We start from the raw sequence: 17,570 nt of genomic DNA, 5'->3' as shown, positions 1-17,570 counted from the left end.
AAAACTGTTCAGCATTTGTGCGCACCTGGCGCACGCGGCGATCGCGGTTTCGGAAAGCTGAAAATCAGGCCAGGACGACGTCCTCCAGCCACCGGCCGACGCGCTCGGCCACCTCGTCGTCGAAGGTGCGCGTGTCGACGTTGTCGGCGTGGATCTCGATCACCGGGATCCCGGCCGCCTCCAGCGCGGCGGCGGTGAAGTAGCTGCCCCGAGGGTCGTCGGAGACCAGGTGGACCACGCCGTCGATGCCGTGCAGGCGGGCCTCCTTCACGTACCACTCGCTGGACCACGGCGGGGTGTAGAGCTGGTCGGTGAAGGCGGCGAAGCGCGCCGCCAGCGCCCGCATGGGGTCGTCGCCGTAACGCGCGTAGCCGTCGGCGGCGATGGCGAGGTACATCGACCAGACGAAGACCGCGCCGTACTTCTCCTGGAAGCGCTGGTAGAAGCCCATGTCGTACCAGAGGCCGCGGCCGATCCACATCAGCCGGGCCCGCTCGCCCTCGCACACGCCATGGCCGGCGTCCACCCGGTCGCGCACCTCCTCGTAGAAGCGCCTGGCGATGTCCCTGGCCCACTCGGTGCCGCGGTGCCACTGCGGGAGCATGACGCTAGGGATGCTGTCGACGACGCTGAGCGGTGCGGGGCGGGCGCGGGCGATGAGGTCGCGCGTCTTCCTGTTCCACTCCTCCTGCTCGTTGACCAGCGCCATCACCTCGCGGAGGCGGGACTCGCGGAACCGCCTGCCGGTGGTGGTCTCCAGGAACCTGACGAGGTTCTCCAGCTCCGCGGTGAGCAGGTCCAGCCTCGCCGTGCCGACGGCCTGCTCCCACCTGTGCGGCATGAGCTCCCACCAGTTGACCGGGACCTCGTTCTCGGCGGCGCTCTCCAGCGGGTAGAAGGTGACCCCGGGCTCCTGGCCCCAGATGTCGAAGATCTTGCGGGTGACGTCGCCGGAGGCGTCGCCGACGATGATGTCCGGCCTGGGCAGGCCGCCCCACGGCCCGGACTCCGGTTCCGGGTCGAAGGCGGAGCCCAGAGTGACCGAGTTGTACTGCTCGGAGTAGTCGGGGTAGCCGCGCCCCCGCACCAGATCCAGGTAGTGCCCCGAGCGCTGCTTGGCGGTCACCAGCGACGCCCACCACTGGCTGACCGCGTACGGGATGTCCATCGTGCGGAAGATCTCGTGTGGGACGTCCGCGTTCAGCAGCGCGAACGGCTCGCGCGCGTCGACCCGCCGGCGCAGGCCGGCGAACCATTCGCGCTGGTGCGCGCCCGCCTCGGCCGCCGTGGCGAGGGATTTCACACTGCGCATGGATCTTCCTTCCGCAGGGCGGTCAGGTCGGCACGCCCGTACTCCTGGCGCTCCAGCGCGACGGCCGGGATGTCGATCGCCGCGCGCTGCGCGGGGAAGTCCCACGCGGGGGCCTCGTCACCGGCTCTGGAATAGGCGACCAGAAGCTCGGCCCGGCAGCGCCGTACGGCCGTCGCCACGTGCGCGGCGCGCTCGCCCGCCGTGGCCCGGTGCGCGGTCGGGCCGCTGTGGTGGTAGTGCTCGGCCAGCGCGTCCAGGCCGCCCGCACCGACCGGCTCCTCGGAGAGGGGGCCGCCGAAGGAGTGGTCCTCACCGACGATCACATGGCCCTCGGACTCGACGGCCTCGTACACGTGCGGCGTGTCGTGGTCGCTGCCGCTGAGGAAGACCCGCCGCCCGGGGTGCTCCGCGAGCTCTCCGGCCTCGGCCAGCAGCCGTTCCAGCAGCGCGATGTGCTCCGCCACGGGCAGCGCCGCATTGGCCACCGCGAGGAACTGCCGCCCCGTCAGGCGGGCGGGCACCGCCCAGCGCAGCTCGGCGACGGCGGCCAGCAGGCGGCGCCGCTCGTCGTGCGCCGCCACCGCCTCGGCCAGGCGGAGGGGGCGGCCGGTCCAGGCTTCGAGCCTGGCGGCGAACTCGCCGATCCTGCGGCGGTTGTAACGGGCGGTCGTGCGGTGCGGCAGGTGCAGGATGTCCACCAGGTACGCCTCGGGCAGCGCCGTGCCGGGCTGCACGCGACGCAGCTCGCGCAGCGCGTAGAACAGCCGCAGGGACGCCTCGCAGTCGTGCGAGACCACCACGCGGTCGAGGTCGCCGAAGGACCCGTCGAGCAGCCGGGCGAGCACCGAGCGGGCGGCCGGATCCACCCCGGTGCCCAGGTACCGGTCGCCGAGCGCGGAATCGGCCTCCGGGTCGCCCGTGAGGCGGAACGCGCGGAGCCCCGCGGCGGTCAGCAGCTCGACCGGCACGTCGGCCCCGACGTAGCCGACGACCGGCGCCGGGCCCTCGAAGGGTGCGCCGCGCCGGGAGTAGGCCTCCTCCAGCGTGGCCAGTGCCGCGGGCATGTCAGATCACCCCTTCCTCGGCCAGCGCCTTGAGCTCGTCGCCGGAGTAGCCGAGCAGGCCGCCGTAGATGTCGGCGTTGTTCTCGCCGAGATCGGGCGCCGGCCGGTCGAGCGCCGCCTCGGAGGCGGAGAAGCGGATCGGCACGCCGGTCCCGTACAGGTCCTCGTGGCGGCCGTGGCGCGGATGCTCCAGCGGCACGACCTCCTCGCGTTCGAGCACGAGCGGGTCGCGCACGGCGGCGCCGGGGTCGCGTACCTCGGCGGCGGGCACGCCGTTCCTGGTGAGCAGGTCGAGGAGCACGGCGAGCGGGAGGCCGGCCGCCCACGAGGCCACCAGCCCGTGCAGCTCGCCGGCGTTGGCCACGCGCGCGTCCCGGGTGGCGAACCGCGGGTCCGCGGCCAGCTCGTCGCGCCCCATCGCCGCGAACAGGCCGCGGGCGAACGCGTCGGTGGGGCCGCACAGCGCGAACCAGCCGTCCGCGGCGGGGAAGGTGCCGAACGGCGCCAGCCTGGGCACGGTCGTCCCCGTGCGCATGGGCAGGCCGAGCTTCTCGTAGGCGTCGAACGGCTCGCACGCGACCATCGAGGTCAGCGCCCCCAGCATGGACACGTCCACGTGCTGGCCCTGGCCGGTCGCGTCGGCCCGCAGCACCGCGGCGAGCGTGCCGATCACCGCGTACAGCGGCGCGACCAGGTCGCCCACCGGCAACCCGAAGCGGACGGGCGGCTCGCCGGGCGCGCCCGCGGTCATCATCACGCCGCTGAGCGCCTGGATGATGGTGTCCATCGCCTTGCCAGAGCCGGGACCGCCCTGCGCGCCGAAACCGCTGATCGACGTGCACACGATGCGCGGGTTGATCGCGCTCGCCCAGTCGTGGCCGATGCCGAGCCGCGCCATGACGCCGGCGCTGTAGTTGTCGATCATGACGTCCGCGGTCCGCACCAGACCGGCCAGGATCTCGCGGGCCTTCGGATGCTTGAGGTTGAGCGTGACGCTCTGCTTGTTGCGGCCGCGCAGGAGCATCGACACCGACATGTCGTCGTCCCCGTGGCGGGCCAGCGTCAGCCCCTCGGCGCCGAGGTAGGGGGCGTTGTTGCGCGAGGCGTCGCCGCCGGTCAGCGGATTCTCCACCTTGATCACGCGGGCGCCGAGACCGGCCAGCAGCAGGGTCGCGTACGGGCCGGACAGCGCGGTGGTCAGATCGATCACCGTGCGGCCGGCGAGCGGACGGTCAGCCACGCAGCACCACCTCCTCGCCCTCCCAGCGGAACTCTGTCGCCAGGCCCGCCCGTCGCGTGATGTCCTGGATGTACGACACGACCCGCCGCCCTTCCTCGTCGTCGCCGAGCGGCACCGGCCGGCCCGCGTCGTCGATCCGGCAGGGCACGATGCCCGCCGAGACCAGGCCGTCGCGGTCGAACCGGCAGACCGCGATGGCGGTGTTCCGGCTCTCGGGATGGAAGGGGTAGTACGGCATGTCCGGGTCGGGGGCGAAGCCGTACAGCTCGACTCTGCGGCGCGCCCACGCGGCCCGTTCGCCTTCGTCGCCCGTCGCGGGCGTCAACGCGCGGGTGACGGTCACGAAGTTGCCCAGCCCGTGATAGATCGGCCTGCCGCGGTACATCTCGACGCCCCGCATGATGTGGGCGTGGTGGGCGAAGACGGCGTGCGCGCCCGCGTCGATGACGGCGTGGGCGACCGGCCGCTCGTACATCGCCAGCACGGCGGGCGTGTGCCCGACGCCCTTGTGCAGTGACACCAGCACGACGTCGGCCTCGGCGGCCAGGGCCGCCACGTCCTCGGCCATCCGCTCCAGCGCGGCGGGGTCGGCGAAGGTGTAGACGGCGGGCGGCCCGCCGGGGCTGGCGTGGTCGAGCTCGTAGTGCGTCAGCACCTTGATGTACGCGCAGCCGGGCTTGCGGCTGGTCGCCCAGGACTCGCGCGGGCCGACGCAGTTGTAGCTCAGCACGCCGATCCGCATGCCGTCGCGTTCCACGACGGCGGGACGGCGGGCCTCGCCGAGGGTCATGCCGGCGCCCGCGGTGGCCATCCCGGCCTCGGACGCGTACTTGATCGTGTCGGCCACCCCCTGGTCGCCGACGTCGTAGACGTGGTTGCCCGCGAGCGTCACCACGTGGAAGCCGGCTTCGGCGACCGCGGAGAGCGCGGCGGGGTCGGCGGGCGGGGCGGGGACGTCGGTGCTCACCTGGGCGGTGGACGTGCTGTGGGGCACCTCGACGTGGCCGATCACCACGTCGCCCCGGCCCAGGGTCGCGCGGGCCGGGGCGAAGAAGGACGCGGGGCCGGGCTCGTCGACGATGAGGTCGCCGACGGCCATTACCGTGAGACTCAAGAGGTGGTCTCCTCCTCAAGCATGCTTTCGTGGGAGTTCTGCGCCGCGGAGAAGCGCGACAGGAAGGCTCGGAGGCGGGGCGAGGCGGGCTTGTCGAAGATCTCCTCCGGGGTGCCGGCCTCGATCACCCGGCCCTTCTCCATGAAGACGCACCGGTCGGCCACCTCGCGGGCGAAGCTCATCTCGTGCGTCACGATGATCATCGTCATGCCGCCGCGTGCCAGGTCGCGCACGACGCCCAGCACCTCGTCCACCAGCTCGGGATCCAGAGCGCTGGTGGGCTCGTCGAACAGCATGATCCGCGGGTTGGTGGCCAGGGCGCGGGCGATGGCGACGCGCTGCTGCTGGCCGCCCGAGAGCGTCCGGGGATGGGCGTCCGCCTTGTCGGCGAGCCCCACGCGGTCCAGCAGCCTCAGCGCCTCCTCGCGCGCCTCGCCGGGGTCACGGCGGTGGACCAGCACCTGCGCCTCGGTGACGTTGCGTAGCACGTTCCAGTGCGGGAACAGGTTGAACTGCTGGAAGACCATGCCCATGCGGCCGCGCTGGGCGGCCACGCGCCGGTCGGGCAGCGGGCGCAGGTGGCCCCGGTGGGTCTCGTAGCCGAGCAGTTCCCCGTCGAGGTACATGGCCCCGCCGTCGATGCTCTCCAGTTGGTGGACGCAGCGGACCAGGGTGGACTTGCCCGACCCGGACGGGCCGATCACCGTGACGACCTCGCCCTCGTGCACGTCGAGGCTGAACTCGTCGAGCACCACGTTGCCGCCGAACTGCTTGCGCACGTCACGGACGCGCAGGACCGGTGTGTCGCTCATCGCTACCCCTTTCCGAAGTGCCGCTCCAGGCGCCGCTGGCCGAGCGACAGAACGGTGACCACCGCCAGGTACCACGCGCAGGCGACGATCAGCAGCGGGACGATCTCGTAGGTCCTGTTGTAGATCACCTGCACCGAGTACAGCAGGTCGGCCATCGCGATCACGCTGACCAGTGAGGTGCCCTTGAGCAGGCTGATGAACTGGCTGCCGGTGGGCGGGACGATCACCCGCATCGCCTGCGGGAGCACGACCCTGACGAAGCTCTGCCCGGCCGTGAAGCCCATCGCGCGGGCCGCGTCGCGCTGGCCGCCGTCCACGGCGATGATGCCGGCCCGGACGATCTCGGCCATGTAGGCGGCCTCGTGCAGGGTGAGCCCGATGATGGCCGCGGTCAGCGAGCTGATCACGGAGTTGGTCGGCAGCGAGACGAACGTCGGACCGAAGGGGACGCCGAGCGAGATCCGCGGCAGCAGGTACCCGAGGTTGAACCAGAAGATCAGCTGGACCAGCGGCGGGATGCCGCGGAAGACCGCGACGTAGACGGTGCAGGCCCAGACGACCGGAGAGAAGCCGCTGAGCCTGCCCGCCGCCAGCAGCACCCCGAGCACGCTGCCCAGCACCATCCCGATGACGGTGAGCAGCAGTGACATGCCGAGGCCGCGCAGGATGTTCGGGTCGAACAGGTACTGGCCGGCCACCGCCCATTCGAACCGCGGGTTGGTGACGAGGAACCAGGCGAACTGCGCGACGAGCACCAGCAGCACGGCTCCGGCCACCCAGCGCAGGGGGCGGACGCGAGGACGGGCGGCGGCGACGTCCACGACCTGCTGTGCCACGCTCACTGCGTCGTCGCTGTGTTCATCTTGGGTTCCTCCACCGCCACCTTCTGGAGCCCGTACTTGTCCATGATCTTCTTGTACTCGCCGTTCTTGAAGATCTCCTTGAACGCGTCGAGCATGACCGGGCCGAGCTTGCCGGACTTGGGCACGAGCATCGCGAGCTGGTCGACGCCGGCGCCCTGCTCGTCGGTCTGCGTCACGTACGTGAAGGCGTCCTTGTCCTTGCCGATCACGTCGAGCGCCGCGCTCTCGGTCATGCCCGCGGCGTCGGCGCGGCCGGACTTGGCGGCGAGGATGGTGCCGTTCGTGTCGGCGAAGCCGATGAACTCCAGCGCCGGCCTGCCCTGCTTGGCGCACCATTCGGTCAGGCGCTTGGCCTGGTCCTCGGTGATGCTGCCCGCGGTGCCGGCGACGCGCTTGCCGCACAGGTCGCCCGAGCTCGTGATGGACGCGGACCCCTCCTTGGGGATGAGGTAGGAGGTCCTGGTGACCATCCACACGAGCGCGTCGAACTGCTTCTCGCGTTCGGGGGTGTCCTTGACCGGGCCGTTGAACGCGTCGTACCTGGAGGAGAGCATCCCGGAGAGCGCCGCGGGCAGGCCGTTGACGATCGAGATCTCGGTGCGGACCCCCAGTACCTTGCCGAGGGCGTCCTGCAGGTCCTTGTCGATGCCCGTGACGGTCTTGCCGTCGTTGGCGACGATCCGATACGGCGGGTGCGAGTCACCGGCGAACCGGATGACGCCCGCTTCCTTGATGCCGTCGGGCAGGGCGTCGTAGAGGGCCGTCGCACCGGCCGGCCGCTGCGTCTCGCCGCCTTCTCCGCCGCAGGCCGCGACGGTGGCGAGGGCCAGCACCGCCGCACTCGCAAGGATGGTCTTGGGCAATCTCATGGTGGTCCTTCCCGCGACCCGATAATGCTGCACTTAATCTTGCGGTCGTGCTGACAAATGTCACACCTACGGATGCACAACTGTCAAGGTGTGATCGTGCAGATGGAGGTAGCGGGTCGGCCGGAGGCGGGCGAGGGGCGGGCCGGAACGCCGCCCCGTCGCGGCGGCGATCAGGTGAGCGCCAGGATGGAGCTGGTCCGATGGTGGGCGACCAGCTCGGCCAGCGCGGGCTCGAACTCCGCGACGATCTGCTTGACGCGGAACTCGGCGAGCGGCCCGAGGGTGTCGTAGACCTCGACGAAGAGGTCTCTGGCCGCGGCGCGCGGCCAGGCGGCGGGCAGCAGCTCCGCCGGCAGATCGGGGTCGTGGTTGGGGAACCTCCGCCAGGTGTCCATGATCCCCGTACGCGCCACCAGCGCCTCGGACGCGCCGACCACGCCCTTGCGCACGCGTTCCAGCAGGGGCGAGTACTGCGCCACGAACTCCTCGTAGGTGCGCCGGAGCTGGTCGAAGTCCCAGGCCGCCTGCGGGGCGCGCATGCCGGCGGAGTCCACGGCCTCGGCGCGGAAGATCGTCGACATGGGGATCTCCAGCTCGGCGAGCACCGCGGCCGCGCTGTCGGCGTTCGCCGTGGGCGAGACCCACAGCCCGTCGTAGAGCGGGGCGAAGCCGAGCCAGCGCAGCCTCGCGCGCAGCGCGTGGCGCAGGTCGCGCTGCTCCTCGGAGATGGAGAACGCCGCCATCACCCATCGTCCGTCCCACGCGCCCTGCTCCAGGCCGAAGGACATGATGCGCTGCCGCCCCTCCAGCATCACCGCGGCGGCCCGGTCGGTCAGCCGGTAGTAGGTGCGCCGCCCCACCTTGGAGGACTCCAGCAGATCGCGCCTGGTCAGGCGGCTGAGCGCGGCCCGGGCGGCCACGGCGGAGACGCCGAACTCCTCGGCCAGCCGCACCAGGGCCGCGGACGGCAGCTGCTCGGGCCGGCTGATCCAGTAGTCGCCGAGAAGCGTCGTGATCACGTGCTGCGGGGGCGCGCCCACCTGGTAGCGCGGAAAATCGACGTCCTCTGCCTCGGGTCTCTCACGATCATTCACGGCAAGAGTATATTGACAACGCTTGAGTGCGCGCTCGTTACCAGAATGTCATGCTTTCTCGGCCGCTCCCAGACCGCACTGGAATACGTCTCCGCTATCGTCCCGTCACGCGCGGGCCACGGGCCGTCAGGGCCGCCGGCGTCGCGAATCCATCGGGTGCACGGCGTCGCGAATCCAGCGGGCGCGCCGGGGTCAGCGCTGTTCGCGCCGGCCTTCGCCGCGGCGGCCGGCGAGCAGGTTCAGCCGGTCGCGGTCGGTCGTCTCGTCGAACCTCGTGTGACGGCGGGTCGCCGGCGACTCCAGGGCGGACACCTGCGCGAAGGTGTGGTGCGCGGCCAGCCGCGCCAGCTCGGGGTCGAACTCGGCGAGGATCTCGCGGAACCGCCGCTCCGCGGGCTCCCCGAGCGAGTCGTAGATCCGCATGCACAGCCGCCTGGCCTCGTCGCGCGGCCAGCCCTCGGGTAACAGCTCGGCGGGAAGGTCGGGGTCGAGCGTGGGGAACACCCGCCAGTCGGTCATGATCGCGGTGCGCAGCCGCAGCGCCTCGGCGGGGCACGGGACCGAGGTCGCCAGCCGCTCGGCGACCGGCCGGTGGGCGCCGATGAAGCGCAGGTAGCGTTCGCGCAGCGCGTCGATGTCGAAGGCGCGGTCGAGCACGGGGTCCAGCTCGTCGTCGGCGACCTTGCGCGCCCGGAACACCACCGCCCCGCGCAGGCCGAGCCTCCGCACGAGTTCGACGACCTCGCCCGTCCTGTCGTGCGGGGACACCCACACCGCGTCGAAGATCATGCCGAAGTGCAGCAGCCGCAGCCCGTCGCGCAGCGCCCGGCGGGTGTCCCGCTGGTCCTCGGGCACCGAGAACGTGACGACCGTCCACTGCCCGTCCCAGTACGGCATGGCGGCGCCGAACGTCAGCAGCCGCCGCATGTGCGCCACGATCACGTCGTACGCCCGGGGCGGCAGCCCGTACGCGGTGGTGCGGCCGCTGCGCGAGCTGTCCAGCAGCCCTCGCGCGGCGACCCGCCGCAGGGCGGCGCGGGCGCTGGTCGCGCTGATGCCGAACTCCTCCAGCAGCCGGACCAGCGCCGCGGACGGGATGTGCTCCTGCCGCCAGAACCAGTAGTCACCCAGCAGCGTGGTCAGCAGCCGCTGCGGTTCGGCCCCCTGCCGGGCCCTGGGCAGGGAGCCGGGCTCGGGCGACGCGGTCACCCGGCGTGCCTCCATCGTCAGACTCCTCGGCCGGTGTAGGCGCCCCGGTCGGCCACGTCCAGGGAACGAACGGGCTTACCGGGTTCGACCTGCGTGAATCCTACGCCACCGGGCTCGGCGTCCGGGGTGTTACCGGTGATCTCGGTCCGCGGCGCCGCGCCGGGACCGCGGTCACGTGGGATGTTCCCTCACCGCCCGGAGCGGGGGACGTGCGGGCGCAGGAAACGGCCCGGCGTGTAGTGGACGAACTCCGCGGCGCCGAGGTCCGGGTCCCGCGCGGCCAGGCGCGCGGCCAGCGTGTTGAGCCGGTGGGCGTCGACGCCGGTCCAGCGGCCGGTGACGACCCGGCTTCTCAGGGTCTGCACCGCGGCGACGAGCTCGGCTCCGGTGTAGCGGCAGTGGCCGGGCCGGTCGACGAACGCCTGGCGCAGCATCTCGCCCTTCCTCGCGCGCCGCACCACGTCGGAGTAGGCGCGGGCCTGGGTGACGGTCGGGTAGTTGTCGCCGCGCTCGTGCATCGTCAGCACGGGGACGCCGAGCGCGCCGCGAGGGGTGAAGTAGTCCTCCATGTAGGCGACGGCGCCGGGGTCGGCGGAGACGCGCGGCGCCGCCGCCAGGGCCGCGAGGTCGTCGTCGAGGTCCAGCCCGGCGCCGTCGTACAGGGCGCGCACCTGCGCGAAGCGCCCGGAGTCGTGCAGTTGCCGGCGGTAGTCCACGCCGGTGTTCCAGGAGAAGTTCCCGCCGGCCCGCTGTTCCAGCGGATGGCGAGGGGAGAATACGGTCGGCATGAACGCCGCGTACTCCTGGGCCTGCTGCGCCGCCCAGTCGCGCGGCGCGGGTTCCGCGGTGCCGGGCGCCGACCAGGTGGAGACCTGGGCGAAGGACGCGGCCAGGGCGATGCGGGCCCGGCCGGCCGGCGTCTGCTGAGCGGCGTCCAGGACGGCGCGGGCGGCGGCGTTGCTCCGCGCCTCCTCCTCGGCCGAGGCCGGCCGGACGAGCTTCACGGCGTCCTCGCCGGGGGCGAGCAGCGTCTTGAACGCGAAAGCCGCGTCGAGCGACTGGTTGAGCATCGCCACCGGCCCGGCGACCGAGGCGCAGTACGGCAGCGCGCCGTCGATGAGGTCGGGCCGGCGTTCCGCCAGGCCGGCCGCGATGGCGCCGCCCATCGAGGCGCCCCAGGCCAGGGTGGTCGCGGGCCTGCCCGCGACCTTGGCGAACTCGGCGAGCGTGTCGCCGGAGTCCCGCAGGGTCTCCTCGACGGCCCAGCCGTCCCCGTAGGGCCGGGTGCCGGCCAGGGCGTACCCGTGCGCCAGCAGCCAGCCCTGCGCGGCGGTGTTGCCGCCGAGGTCGGCGGGCAGGTGCTGCGGTCCGGCGCCCTGGCCGTAGCCCGGACTGTAGGACAGCACGGTGCCGTTCCAGCCCCGCGGCACCTCGATCGCGTAGGTGGCGCCGCTCGGGTGGACGCCGGAGACGCTGATGGGGCCGTTGTGCCCGGACGCCGCCGAGGCGCGCGGCAGGCCGGCGGCAGGGGAGAGGGCGAACGTGAGAGCCGTCGCCGTGAGCACCGCCACGGCACGGGCCGGCCGATTGGACGTGGAACGGGGATTGATGTTCGCCTCCATGAGTGGGAAGCCGCTGCGACGCGAGATGTACAACAGTTCAGAGAACGGTCATCCGAATTCCGCCGTTAATTATGTTTGACAGTAATCCTACGGTCGTCACAGAACTGTTGACAATGACTTCGGGCCTGCTTACTTTGGCTCGACCACCCGCGTATGAGGAGCCTCGATGTTCCGAAAGTCAGCTCTGGGCACCATCGCGGCGGGTGCCGCGATCGCCGTGTCGTCCGCCTGCGGCGCCGGCCCCGGCGCCGCCCGCAGCGCGCCCGCCGACGGTGGCCGGCCCGACGAGCTGGTCTTCGCCGCCATCCCCTCGGAGCAGAGCGACGACCTTGCGGCGTCGTTCGCGCCGATCGTCTCCGCGCTGCAGAAGGACCTCGGCATCCCGGTGCGGTTCCAGGCCGTCACCAGCAACGCGGCCGTCGTCGAGGCGCAGGTCGCCAAGCGGGTGGACGTCGCCGTCTACGGGGCCTTCAGCTACTACCTGGCCCGCACCCGGGCCGACGTCGAGCCCGTCGCCGTCCCGCTGGCCGCCCCGGGCGGCGAACCCGGCGCCTACGCCTACGGGGTGACCCGCGGCGACGACAAGAGCATCGCCTCGCTCAAGGACGTCGCGGGCAAGGACGTCTGCTTCACCGACCCGGGCTCCACCACCGGCTACCTGCAGCCGCTCGCCTCGCTGCGGGAAGCGGGCGTCGATGTGGACAAGGACGTCGAAAAGGTCTTCACCCACGGGCACGACACGGCGGTCGCCTCGCTGCTGGCCGGCGACTGCGACATCGCCTTCGTCGGCGACGTGTTCATCGACCAGCTGCTCCCCGCCCGCGGCCAGCTCAAGCCGGGGCAGGTGAACAAGGTGTGGACCTCGCCGCTCATCCCTGGGCCGCCGGTCGTGGTCGGCAGGTGGCTTCCGCAGGACATCCGCGACAGGATCGCCAAGACCGTGACCGGCCTTACCGCCACCGGCGCCGCCTCCGCCGGACTGTGCGAGGGCACCCAGATCAAGGGCCCGAAGAACTGGGGTCAGTACGCCGGCGCCACGGCCTGCACCCTCGGCGCCTCCACCGCCTGGACGTTCGTCAAGGCCGCCGACGCCACCTACCAGCCGATCGCGCGCATCTGCGAGATCACCAAGTCCGAGGTCTGCACGTCCGGTGGCTGAGGAACCCGCCGTGGCCGGCGACCCCGTGCTGCGGCTGTCGCAGGTCGCCAAGGGCTTCCACGGCGCCACCGTGCTCGACGGCATCTCGCTGGACGTCCCGCAGGGGCAGTTCGTCGCCCTCGTCGGCCCGTCCGGGGCCGGGAAGTCCACGCTGCTGCGGCTGGTCAACGGCATGCACCTGCCGGACAGCGGCACCGTGCGCACCCTGGGGGAGGACCCGGCCGCCTGCTCCCGGCGCCGGCTGCGCGCGCTGCGGGCCAGGGTCGGGTTCGTCTTCCAGCAGTTCGGCCTCGTCGGGCGGCTGTCCGCGCTGGAGAACGTGCTGATGGGGTCGCTGGCCACTCTGCGGCTGCCCAGGTACGGGGTGATGAGCTACCCGCGCGCGCTGCGCGCCCGCGCCGTGGAGCACCTGGACCGGGTCGGGCTGGCGGACCGGCGGTTCCAGCGCTGCGACACGCTCTCCGGCGGGCAGCAGCAGCGGGTCGCGGTGGCCCGGACCCTGCTGCAGAGCCCCGAGCTGATCCTCGCCGACGAGCCGGTCGCCTCGCTCGACCCGGCGGCGAGCGTGCTGGTGCTGGAGACCCTGAAACGGATCAGCGCCGAGGACGGCATCTCCGTGGTGTGCAGCCTGCACCAGATCGAGTTCGCGCTCGCCACCGCCGACCGGGTCGTGGCGCTGCGCGGCGGCCGGCCTGTCCGCCGAGCGGCTGCGGGGTGTCTACGACACGGCGGGGACGCGCGATGGTTAGCACCGCTCCCGCCGCGCGGGCCCCGGTCCACCCGGGCCCGCCGAGGCCGCCGTGGAGCGCCCGCGTCCTCATCGCGCTGGGGCTGCTCGTCGCGGCCGTGGCCGTCGTCTGGGTGACGTTCTGGTGGATCGGCCTGTCCCCGTCCTCGCTGGCCGCCGGGCTGGACGACACCGGGCGGCTGCTGCGCCGGATGTGGCCGCCGGACCTGCCCGGCGCGGGCGCCGTCGCCTCGATGGTCGCCGAGACGCTGCTCATCGCGGTGGCGGGCACCGGCCTGGCGGCGCTGGCCTCGGTGCCGCTGGCCCTGACCGCCGCGCGCACCCACCACGGCCCCCGCTGGGCGCGGTCGGCCGCCCGGGTGGTGCTCGTCCTGACCAGGGCCGTGCCGACGCTGGCCTTCGCGATCGTGTTCGTCCGGATCTTCGGCCTGGGCCCGCCGGCCGGCGTGCTCGCCGTCGCCGTGCACTCGGTCGGCATGATCGCCAAGCTGCTGGCCGACGCAGTCGAGGAGGCCGACCCCGTCCCCGCCGAGGCGGCCCGCGCCTGCGGGGCCGGCGAGGCGCAGGTGGCCGTCTCCAGCGTGCTGCCCCGCGTGTTCCCCGCGCTGACCGCCATCGTGCTGTACCGCCTCGACATCAACATCCGGGCCTCGGCCGTGCTCGGCGTCGTCGGAGCCGGCGGCATCGGCGTGGCGCTGCAGACCGCGCTGGGCAGCCTGAACTACCGCCGGGCGGCGGGGATCATCTGCGTGATCGTCGTCCTGGTGCTGCTGCTGGAACTGCTGTCGGTGGCGGTCCGCCGCCGCATCACGGCCGGCCGGTCCGCGAGGGAGAAGGGGGGCGCGGCCGCGCTGCCCGCCGGGCGCGCCCCGCACGACGTCGGCTGGGACCGCGGCCGGGTGCTGCGGGTGGCCGCCGCCGTCGCCGCCGGGGCGGTCTTCCTCGGGTCGCTGTGGTCGGTGGTCCCCGATCCCGGCCGGCTGGCCGGCGCGTGGCCGAACCTGCGCGGCATGCTCACCGGCATGTGGCCGCCCGCGTTCTCCGGCGACCTGCTCATGGCGGTGCTGGAGAGCCTGCTCATGGCGTTGGGCGCCGCCGCGACGGGCGCCGCCTGCGGGCTGCTCCTGGCCCTGCTCACCGCCGTGAACACCACCCCCTGGCGGCCGCTGTCCGCGGTGGTCCGGGTGCTGCTGGTGGTGGTCAGGGGCATCCCCGACCTGGTGTACGCGCTGCTGTTCGTGGCCGCGCTGGGGCTCGGCCCGTTCGCCGGCTTCCTGGCGCTGTGGATCTCCTGCACGGCGCTGGCGGCCAAGTTCTTCGCCGACTCCCTGGAAGGGCTCGACCCGCTGCCGCACGAGGCGCTGACCTCGGTCGGCGCCCGGCGGTGGCAGGCGTTCGCCGCCGCGATCTGGCCGCAGTTCGTGCCGTCGTTCACCGGCAACGGCCTGTTCGTGGCCGACCTGGCGCTGCGCGAGTCGGTCGTGCTCGGCGTCGTCGGCGCGGGCGGCGTCGGCTACCTGATGCAGGAGTCGATCGCCACCCTGCGCTACGACACCACCGCCGCGATCGTCATCGCGATCGCCGTCGTCGTGTACGCCATCGAGACGCTCGCCCGGGTCGCGCGCAGGCACCTGCTGTGAGCGGGCCGGACCATGACGGGAAGGGACTTCATCATGACCACCACCGCCGACGGCCCCGGGCGCGCCTCCGACTGGGACCCCGCCGCGCCTGAGACCTTCGACAGCTCGCACGAGGTCTACGCCGAGCTGCGGCGACGCTGCCCGGTGCCGTGGAGCGACGCCTTCGGCGGCTTCTGGGCCGCCACCCGCTACTCGGACGTGGTGCGGGTGGCCAGGGACAGCGAGACGTTCAGCACCGCGGTGCAGAACGTCGTCCCGCACGTGCCGCGCGCCCAGCGCCGGCCGCCGCTGCACTTCGACCCGCCCGAGCATGAGATCTACCGCGCTCCGATGGACCGGGTGCTGCGCCGCAGCGTGGTACGGCGGCTCGAACCGGCCTTCGCGCGGGCGGCGCGCGAGCTGCTGGAGCCGCTGCTGGCCCGCGGCGGCGGCGACTACTCCAAGGAGTTCGCGCTGCCGTACGCGGCGCAGTGCTTCGCGGTCTTCCTCGGCCTGCCGGTCGACCAGGTGCTGGGCATCCGCCGGATCGGCGTCGAGTACAGCTTCGCCATCCAGGAGATGGACCGGGCCCGGGTCATGGCGGCCAGCGAAGAGCTGTACGCGATCGCCCGCGCCATCGTCGAGGACCGCCGCGCCGACCCGCGCGACCCGGACGAGGACCTGGTGACCAGCCTGCTGCGGGCGTCCGGCGACCCGGAGCGGCCCATCCCGTACGACCTGGTCGTGGCCACCGTCCGGCAGACCATCGTGGCCGGCATCGGGGCGCCGCACGCCGTGCTCGGCAGCGCCGCCGTGCACCTGTCCCGCGACCCTGACCTGCAGGACCGGCTGCGCGCCGACCCCGGGCTGCTGCCGGCGGCGATCGAGGAGCTGCTGCGGCTGTACGCCCCTTATCGGGTGTTCGCCCGCACCGCCACCCGGGACACCGAGGTCGGCGGCCGCACGGTGCGCGCCGGTGAGGCGATCACCATGATCTTTCCCTCGGCGAACCGGGACGAGGCGGTGTTCGACGACGCCGACCGGCTCGACCTCGCGCGGCGGCCCAACCGGCACCTCGCGTTCGGCCGGGGCGCGCACCGGTGCCCCGGCGCGGCGATGGCCCGGCTGGAGCTGACGGCCGCGCTGGGCGGGCTGCTGGACGCCACCGCCCGCGTCGAACCGGACGGCGAGGTGGAGATGTTCAACTGGCTGGAGTTCGGGCCCAGGTCGGCGCCGCTGCGCCTCGTTCCCCGCCGCTGAGCCGGGCTCCGCCGTCCGGCGATCGGGATTGACATCTGTGACAGAAAGCTGAACGATCGTCCCCGTTAGAGAATGCAATCTGCCTCGCAACAGCCGCCGGTCGCGCCGCCGGCCATTCGCGACCTGGCGCTGCGGACCGTGCGCCGATGACAACTGCAAGACCGAGTCGAAGGGGTTGTCGCTGTGATCCGCCGTGGAGTGACCATGTGCCTGGCCCTCGCGTTGGCCACCGCCATCGGGAGCGCAACCGCCGTCGCCGCCCCCGCCGCGCCTCCCGGCGGCACACCGTGCCTGCCGGATTCCCCCGCCCGCCCCACCTGCGTCAGCGGCACCCTGGACGACGGCACTCCCTACGAGTTCGTCGTCCCGGCTCACTGGAACGGCACCGTGGTGGTCGCCCTGGACTTCGCCGGCACCGGCCCCGGCGAACCCCTCACCGCGCGGTTGCTGGCCCGCGGCGTGGCCCGCGGCGGGACGAGCCGGGCGATCACCGGCTGGCGCCTCCGGGACGCCATCGCCAACCAGGCCGAGGCGCTGACCCGCTTCGAGGCCGCCTACGGCCCGGCCCGCAAGGCGATCGCCTCCGGGGCCTCGATGGGCGGGTTCATCGCGGCCGGCGTCGCCCAGACCCACCCGGACGCCTTCGACGCCGCCGTCGCGATGTGCGGCGGCCTCGGCGGGTCCGTCGGCCAGTGGAACCAGAAACTCGACACGGTCTTCGTGCTCGAACGCCTGGTCGCCCCCGGGCTGCCGGTCATCGACATCCCCGAGGACGTCGAGTCGGCCAGGAAGGCATGGATCGACGCGCTGGCCGCGGCGCAGCGGACCCCTGAGGGGCGGGCCCGCATCGCGCTGGCGGCCGCGATCGGCCAGCTGCCGGCCTGGGGCCGCAACCCCGACGGGTCGGCGACGCCGCCTCCGGACCCCAGGGACGCCGCCGCGCTGGAACAGGGCGCCTACCTCGCCCTCGCCGGCGGGCCCCTGCCCTACATCGGCCAGGCGATGGGCAGCCGGCGCCAGCTCATGGCGGTGGCCGGCGGCAACCCGTCCTGGAACACCGGGGTCGACTACGCCGAGCAGTTGCGCTCGGCCGAGCCCGCCCTCGGGCGCGCGGTCCGCGAACTGTACAAGGCGGCGGGCCTGGAGCTCGGGGCCGACCTGCGGAACCTGGCCGCCGCGCCCCGCGTCGCGGCGGACCCCGAGGCCGTCAAGCGGTTCGCCGACGGCCTCGTCCTGGACGGCCGCCTGCGGATCCCCGTGCTGACCGTGTCCGCCACCGGCGACCAGATCTCCACCGTCGCCCAGCAGCAGTCGTACGAGGAGAAGGCGCGCCGCGCGGGATCCGGCTCCATGCTGCGCCAGACGTACACCCGCACCGTCGGCCACTGCGACTTCTCGCCGGCGGAGCAGGAGGCGGCGCTGGTGACGATGTTCGACCGGCTGCGGACCGGTCACTGGCCCGCGACGTCCGCCCCGGCGATGAACGCCCGCGCGGCCGAGCTCGGAGCCGACCCCGCCCCGCGCTATATCCCGTTCGCCCCGCCCCGGTTCAACCGCCCCTACCCCGCCTGACCCGCGTGCGGCG

Annotated in this window: 15 protein-coding genes; 5 read left to right on the top strand and 10 right to left on the bottom strand. The window is 73.0% G+C overall.

The window, feature by feature from the left end:
• Positions 1 to 64: 64 nt before the first annotated feature.
• The 10 genes from ACZ6QO_RS08065 to ACZ6QO_RS08020 form a co-directional block, all read right to left on the bottom strand.
• Complete coding sequence (locus tag ACZ6QO_RS08065) at positions 65 to 1,312, bottom strand: 2-hydroxyacyl-CoA dehydratase (protein ID WP_465848793.1); 1,248 nt, start codon at positions 1,310 to 1,312, stop codon at positions 65 to 67.
• Positions 1,300 to 2,376: a 2-hydroxyacyl-CoA dehydratase gene (locus ACZ6QO_RS08060; RefSeq protein WP_465848791.1), complete on the bottom strand. Its 1,077-nt coding sequence runs from the start codon at positions 2,374 to 2,376 to the stop codon at positions 1,300 to 1,302. The genes ACZ6QO_RS08065 and ACZ6QO_RS08060 overlap by 13 nt, the downstream gene beginning before the upstream one ends.
• A 1-nt stretch (position 2,377) precedes the next feature.
• Entirely contained in the window at positions 2,378 to 3,616 is a 1,239-nt protein-coding gene (locus tag ACZ6QO_RS08055) for a CaiB/BaiF CoA transferase family protein (RefSeq protein ID WP_465848789.1), read from the bottom strand.
• A complete protein-coding gene (locus ACZ6QO_RS08050) occupies positions 3,609 to 4,730 on the bottom strand; it encodes a CapA family protein (protein ID WP_465848787.1) in 1,122 nt (373 codons plus the stop codon). Before ACZ6QO_RS08050 ends, ACZ6QO_RS08055 begins: the two co-directional genes overlap by 8 nt.
• A complete protein-coding gene (locus ACZ6QO_RS08045; RefSeq protein WP_465848785.1) occupies positions 4,727 to 5,542 on the bottom strand; it encodes an amino acid ABC transporter ATP-binding protein in 816 nt (271 codons plus the stop codon). The genes ACZ6QO_RS08050 and ACZ6QO_RS08045 overlap by 4 nt, the downstream gene beginning before the upstream one ends.
• A 2-nt stretch (positions 5,543 to 5,544) precedes the next feature.
• A complete protein-coding gene (locus ACZ6QO_RS08040) occupies positions 5,545 to 6,384 on the bottom strand; it encodes an amino acid ABC transporter permease (RefSeq protein ID WP_465848783.1) in 840 nt (279 codons plus the stop codon).
• Entirely contained in the window at positions 6,381 to 7,274 is an 894-nt protein-coding gene (locus ACZ6QO_RS08035) for a transporter substrate-binding domain-containing protein (RefSeq protein WP_465848781.1), read from the bottom strand. Before ACZ6QO_RS08035 ends, ACZ6QO_RS08040 begins: the two co-directional genes overlap by 4 nt.
• Positions 7,275 to 7,444: 170 nt before the next feature.
• A complete protein-coding gene (locus ACZ6QO_RS08030) occupies positions 7,445 to 8,368 on the bottom strand; it encodes a PaaX family transcriptional regulator (RefSeq protein ID WP_465848780.1) in 924 nt (307 codons plus the stop codon).
• Positions 8,369 to 8,560: 192 nt separating this feature from the next.
• Positions 8,561 to 9,592, bottom strand: a complete 1,032-nt coding sequence (locus ACZ6QO_RS08025; protein WP_465848778.1) for a PaaX family transcriptional regulator — start codon at positions 9,590 to 9,592, stop codon at positions 8,561 to 8,563.
• A gap of 173 nt (positions 9,593 to 9,765) precedes the next feature.
• Entirely contained in the window at positions 9,766 to 11,232 is a 1,467-nt protein-coding gene (locus ACZ6QO_RS08020) for a hypothetical protein (protein ID WP_465848777.1), read from the bottom strand.
• A 133-nt stretch (positions 11,233 to 11,365) separates the two neighbouring features.
• Between ACZ6QO_RS08020 and ACZ6QO_RS08015 the strand changes: the two genes are divergently transcribed.
• From ACZ6QO_RS08015 to ACZ6QO_RS07995, 5 genes are all read left to right on the top strand, one after another.
• Complete coding sequence (locus ACZ6QO_RS08015) at positions 11,366 to 12,358, top strand: phosphate/phosphite/phosphonate ABC transporter substrate-binding protein (RefSeq protein ID WP_465848775.1); 993 nt, start codon at positions 11,366 to 11,368, stop codon at positions 12,356 to 12,358.
• Positions 12,351 to 13,223, top strand: coding sequence for a phosphonate ABC transporter ATP-binding protein (locus ACZ6QO_RS08010; protein WP_465848773.1), 873 nt, complete (start codon positions 12,351 to 12,353; stop codon positions 13,221 to 13,223). The genes ACZ6QO_RS08015 and ACZ6QO_RS08010 overlap by 8 nt, the downstream gene beginning before the upstream one ends.
• Positions 13,205 to 14,746, top strand: a complete 1,542-nt coding sequence (gene phnE / locus ACZ6QO_RS08005; RefSeq protein WP_465849178.1) for a phosphonate ABC transporter, permease protein PhnE — start codon at positions 13,205 to 13,207, stop codon at positions 14,744 to 14,746. Before ACZ6QO_RS08010 ends, phnE begins: the two co-directional genes overlap by 19 nt.
• A 33-nt stretch (positions 14,747 to 14,779) precedes the next feature.
• Entirely contained in the window at positions 14,780 to 15,985 is a 1,206-nt protein-coding gene (locus ACZ6QO_RS08000) for a cytochrome P450 (protein WP_465848771.1), read from the top strand.
• A gap of 183 nt (positions 15,986 to 16,168) precedes the next feature.
• Entirely contained in the window at positions 16,169 to 17,557 is a 1,389-nt protein-coding gene (locus tag ACZ6QO_RS07995; RefSeq protein WP_465848770.1) for an alpha/beta hydrolase family protein, read from the top strand.
• The last annotated feature ends 13 nt before the right edge of the window (positions 17,558 to 17,570 follow it).

It is taken from the genome of Sphaerisporangium sp. NPDC049457, assembly GCF_055586705.1.
The sequence above is the reverse complement of the archived record's forward strand: the minus strand, read 5'-3'. Positions and strand labels throughout refer to the sequence as shown.

Coding starts and splice junctions, on each gene's coding strand:
- ACZ6QO_RS08060 (WP_465848791.1), bottom strand. CDS start 2,376: ATGCCCGCGGCACTGGCCACGCTGGAGGAGGCCTACTCCCGGCGCGGC.
- ACZ6QO_RS08035 (WP_465848781.1), bottom strand. CDS start 7,274: ATGAGATTGCCCAAGACCATCCTTGCGAGTGCGGCGGTGCTGGCCCTC.
- ACZ6QO_RS08065 (WP_465848793.1), bottom strand. CDS start 1,312: ATGCGCAGTGTGAAATCCCTCGCCACGGCGGCCGAGGCGGGCGCGCAC.
- ACZ6QO_RS08000 (WP_465848771.1), top strand. CDS start 14,780: ATGACCACCACCGCCGACGGCCCCGGGCGCGCCTCCGACTGGGACCCC.
- ACZ6QO_RS08025 (WP_465848778.1), bottom strand. CDS start 9,592: ATGGAGGCACGCCGGGTGACCGCGTCGCCCGAGCCCGGCTCCCTGCCC.
- ACZ6QO_RS08015 (WP_465848775.1), top strand. CDS start 11,366: ATGTTCCGAAAGTCAGCTCTGGGCACCATCGCGGCGGGTGCCGCGATC.
- ACZ6QO_RS08045 (WP_465848785.1), bottom strand. CDS start 5,542: ATGAGCGACACACCGGTCCTGCGCGTCCGTGACGTGCGCAAGCAGTTC.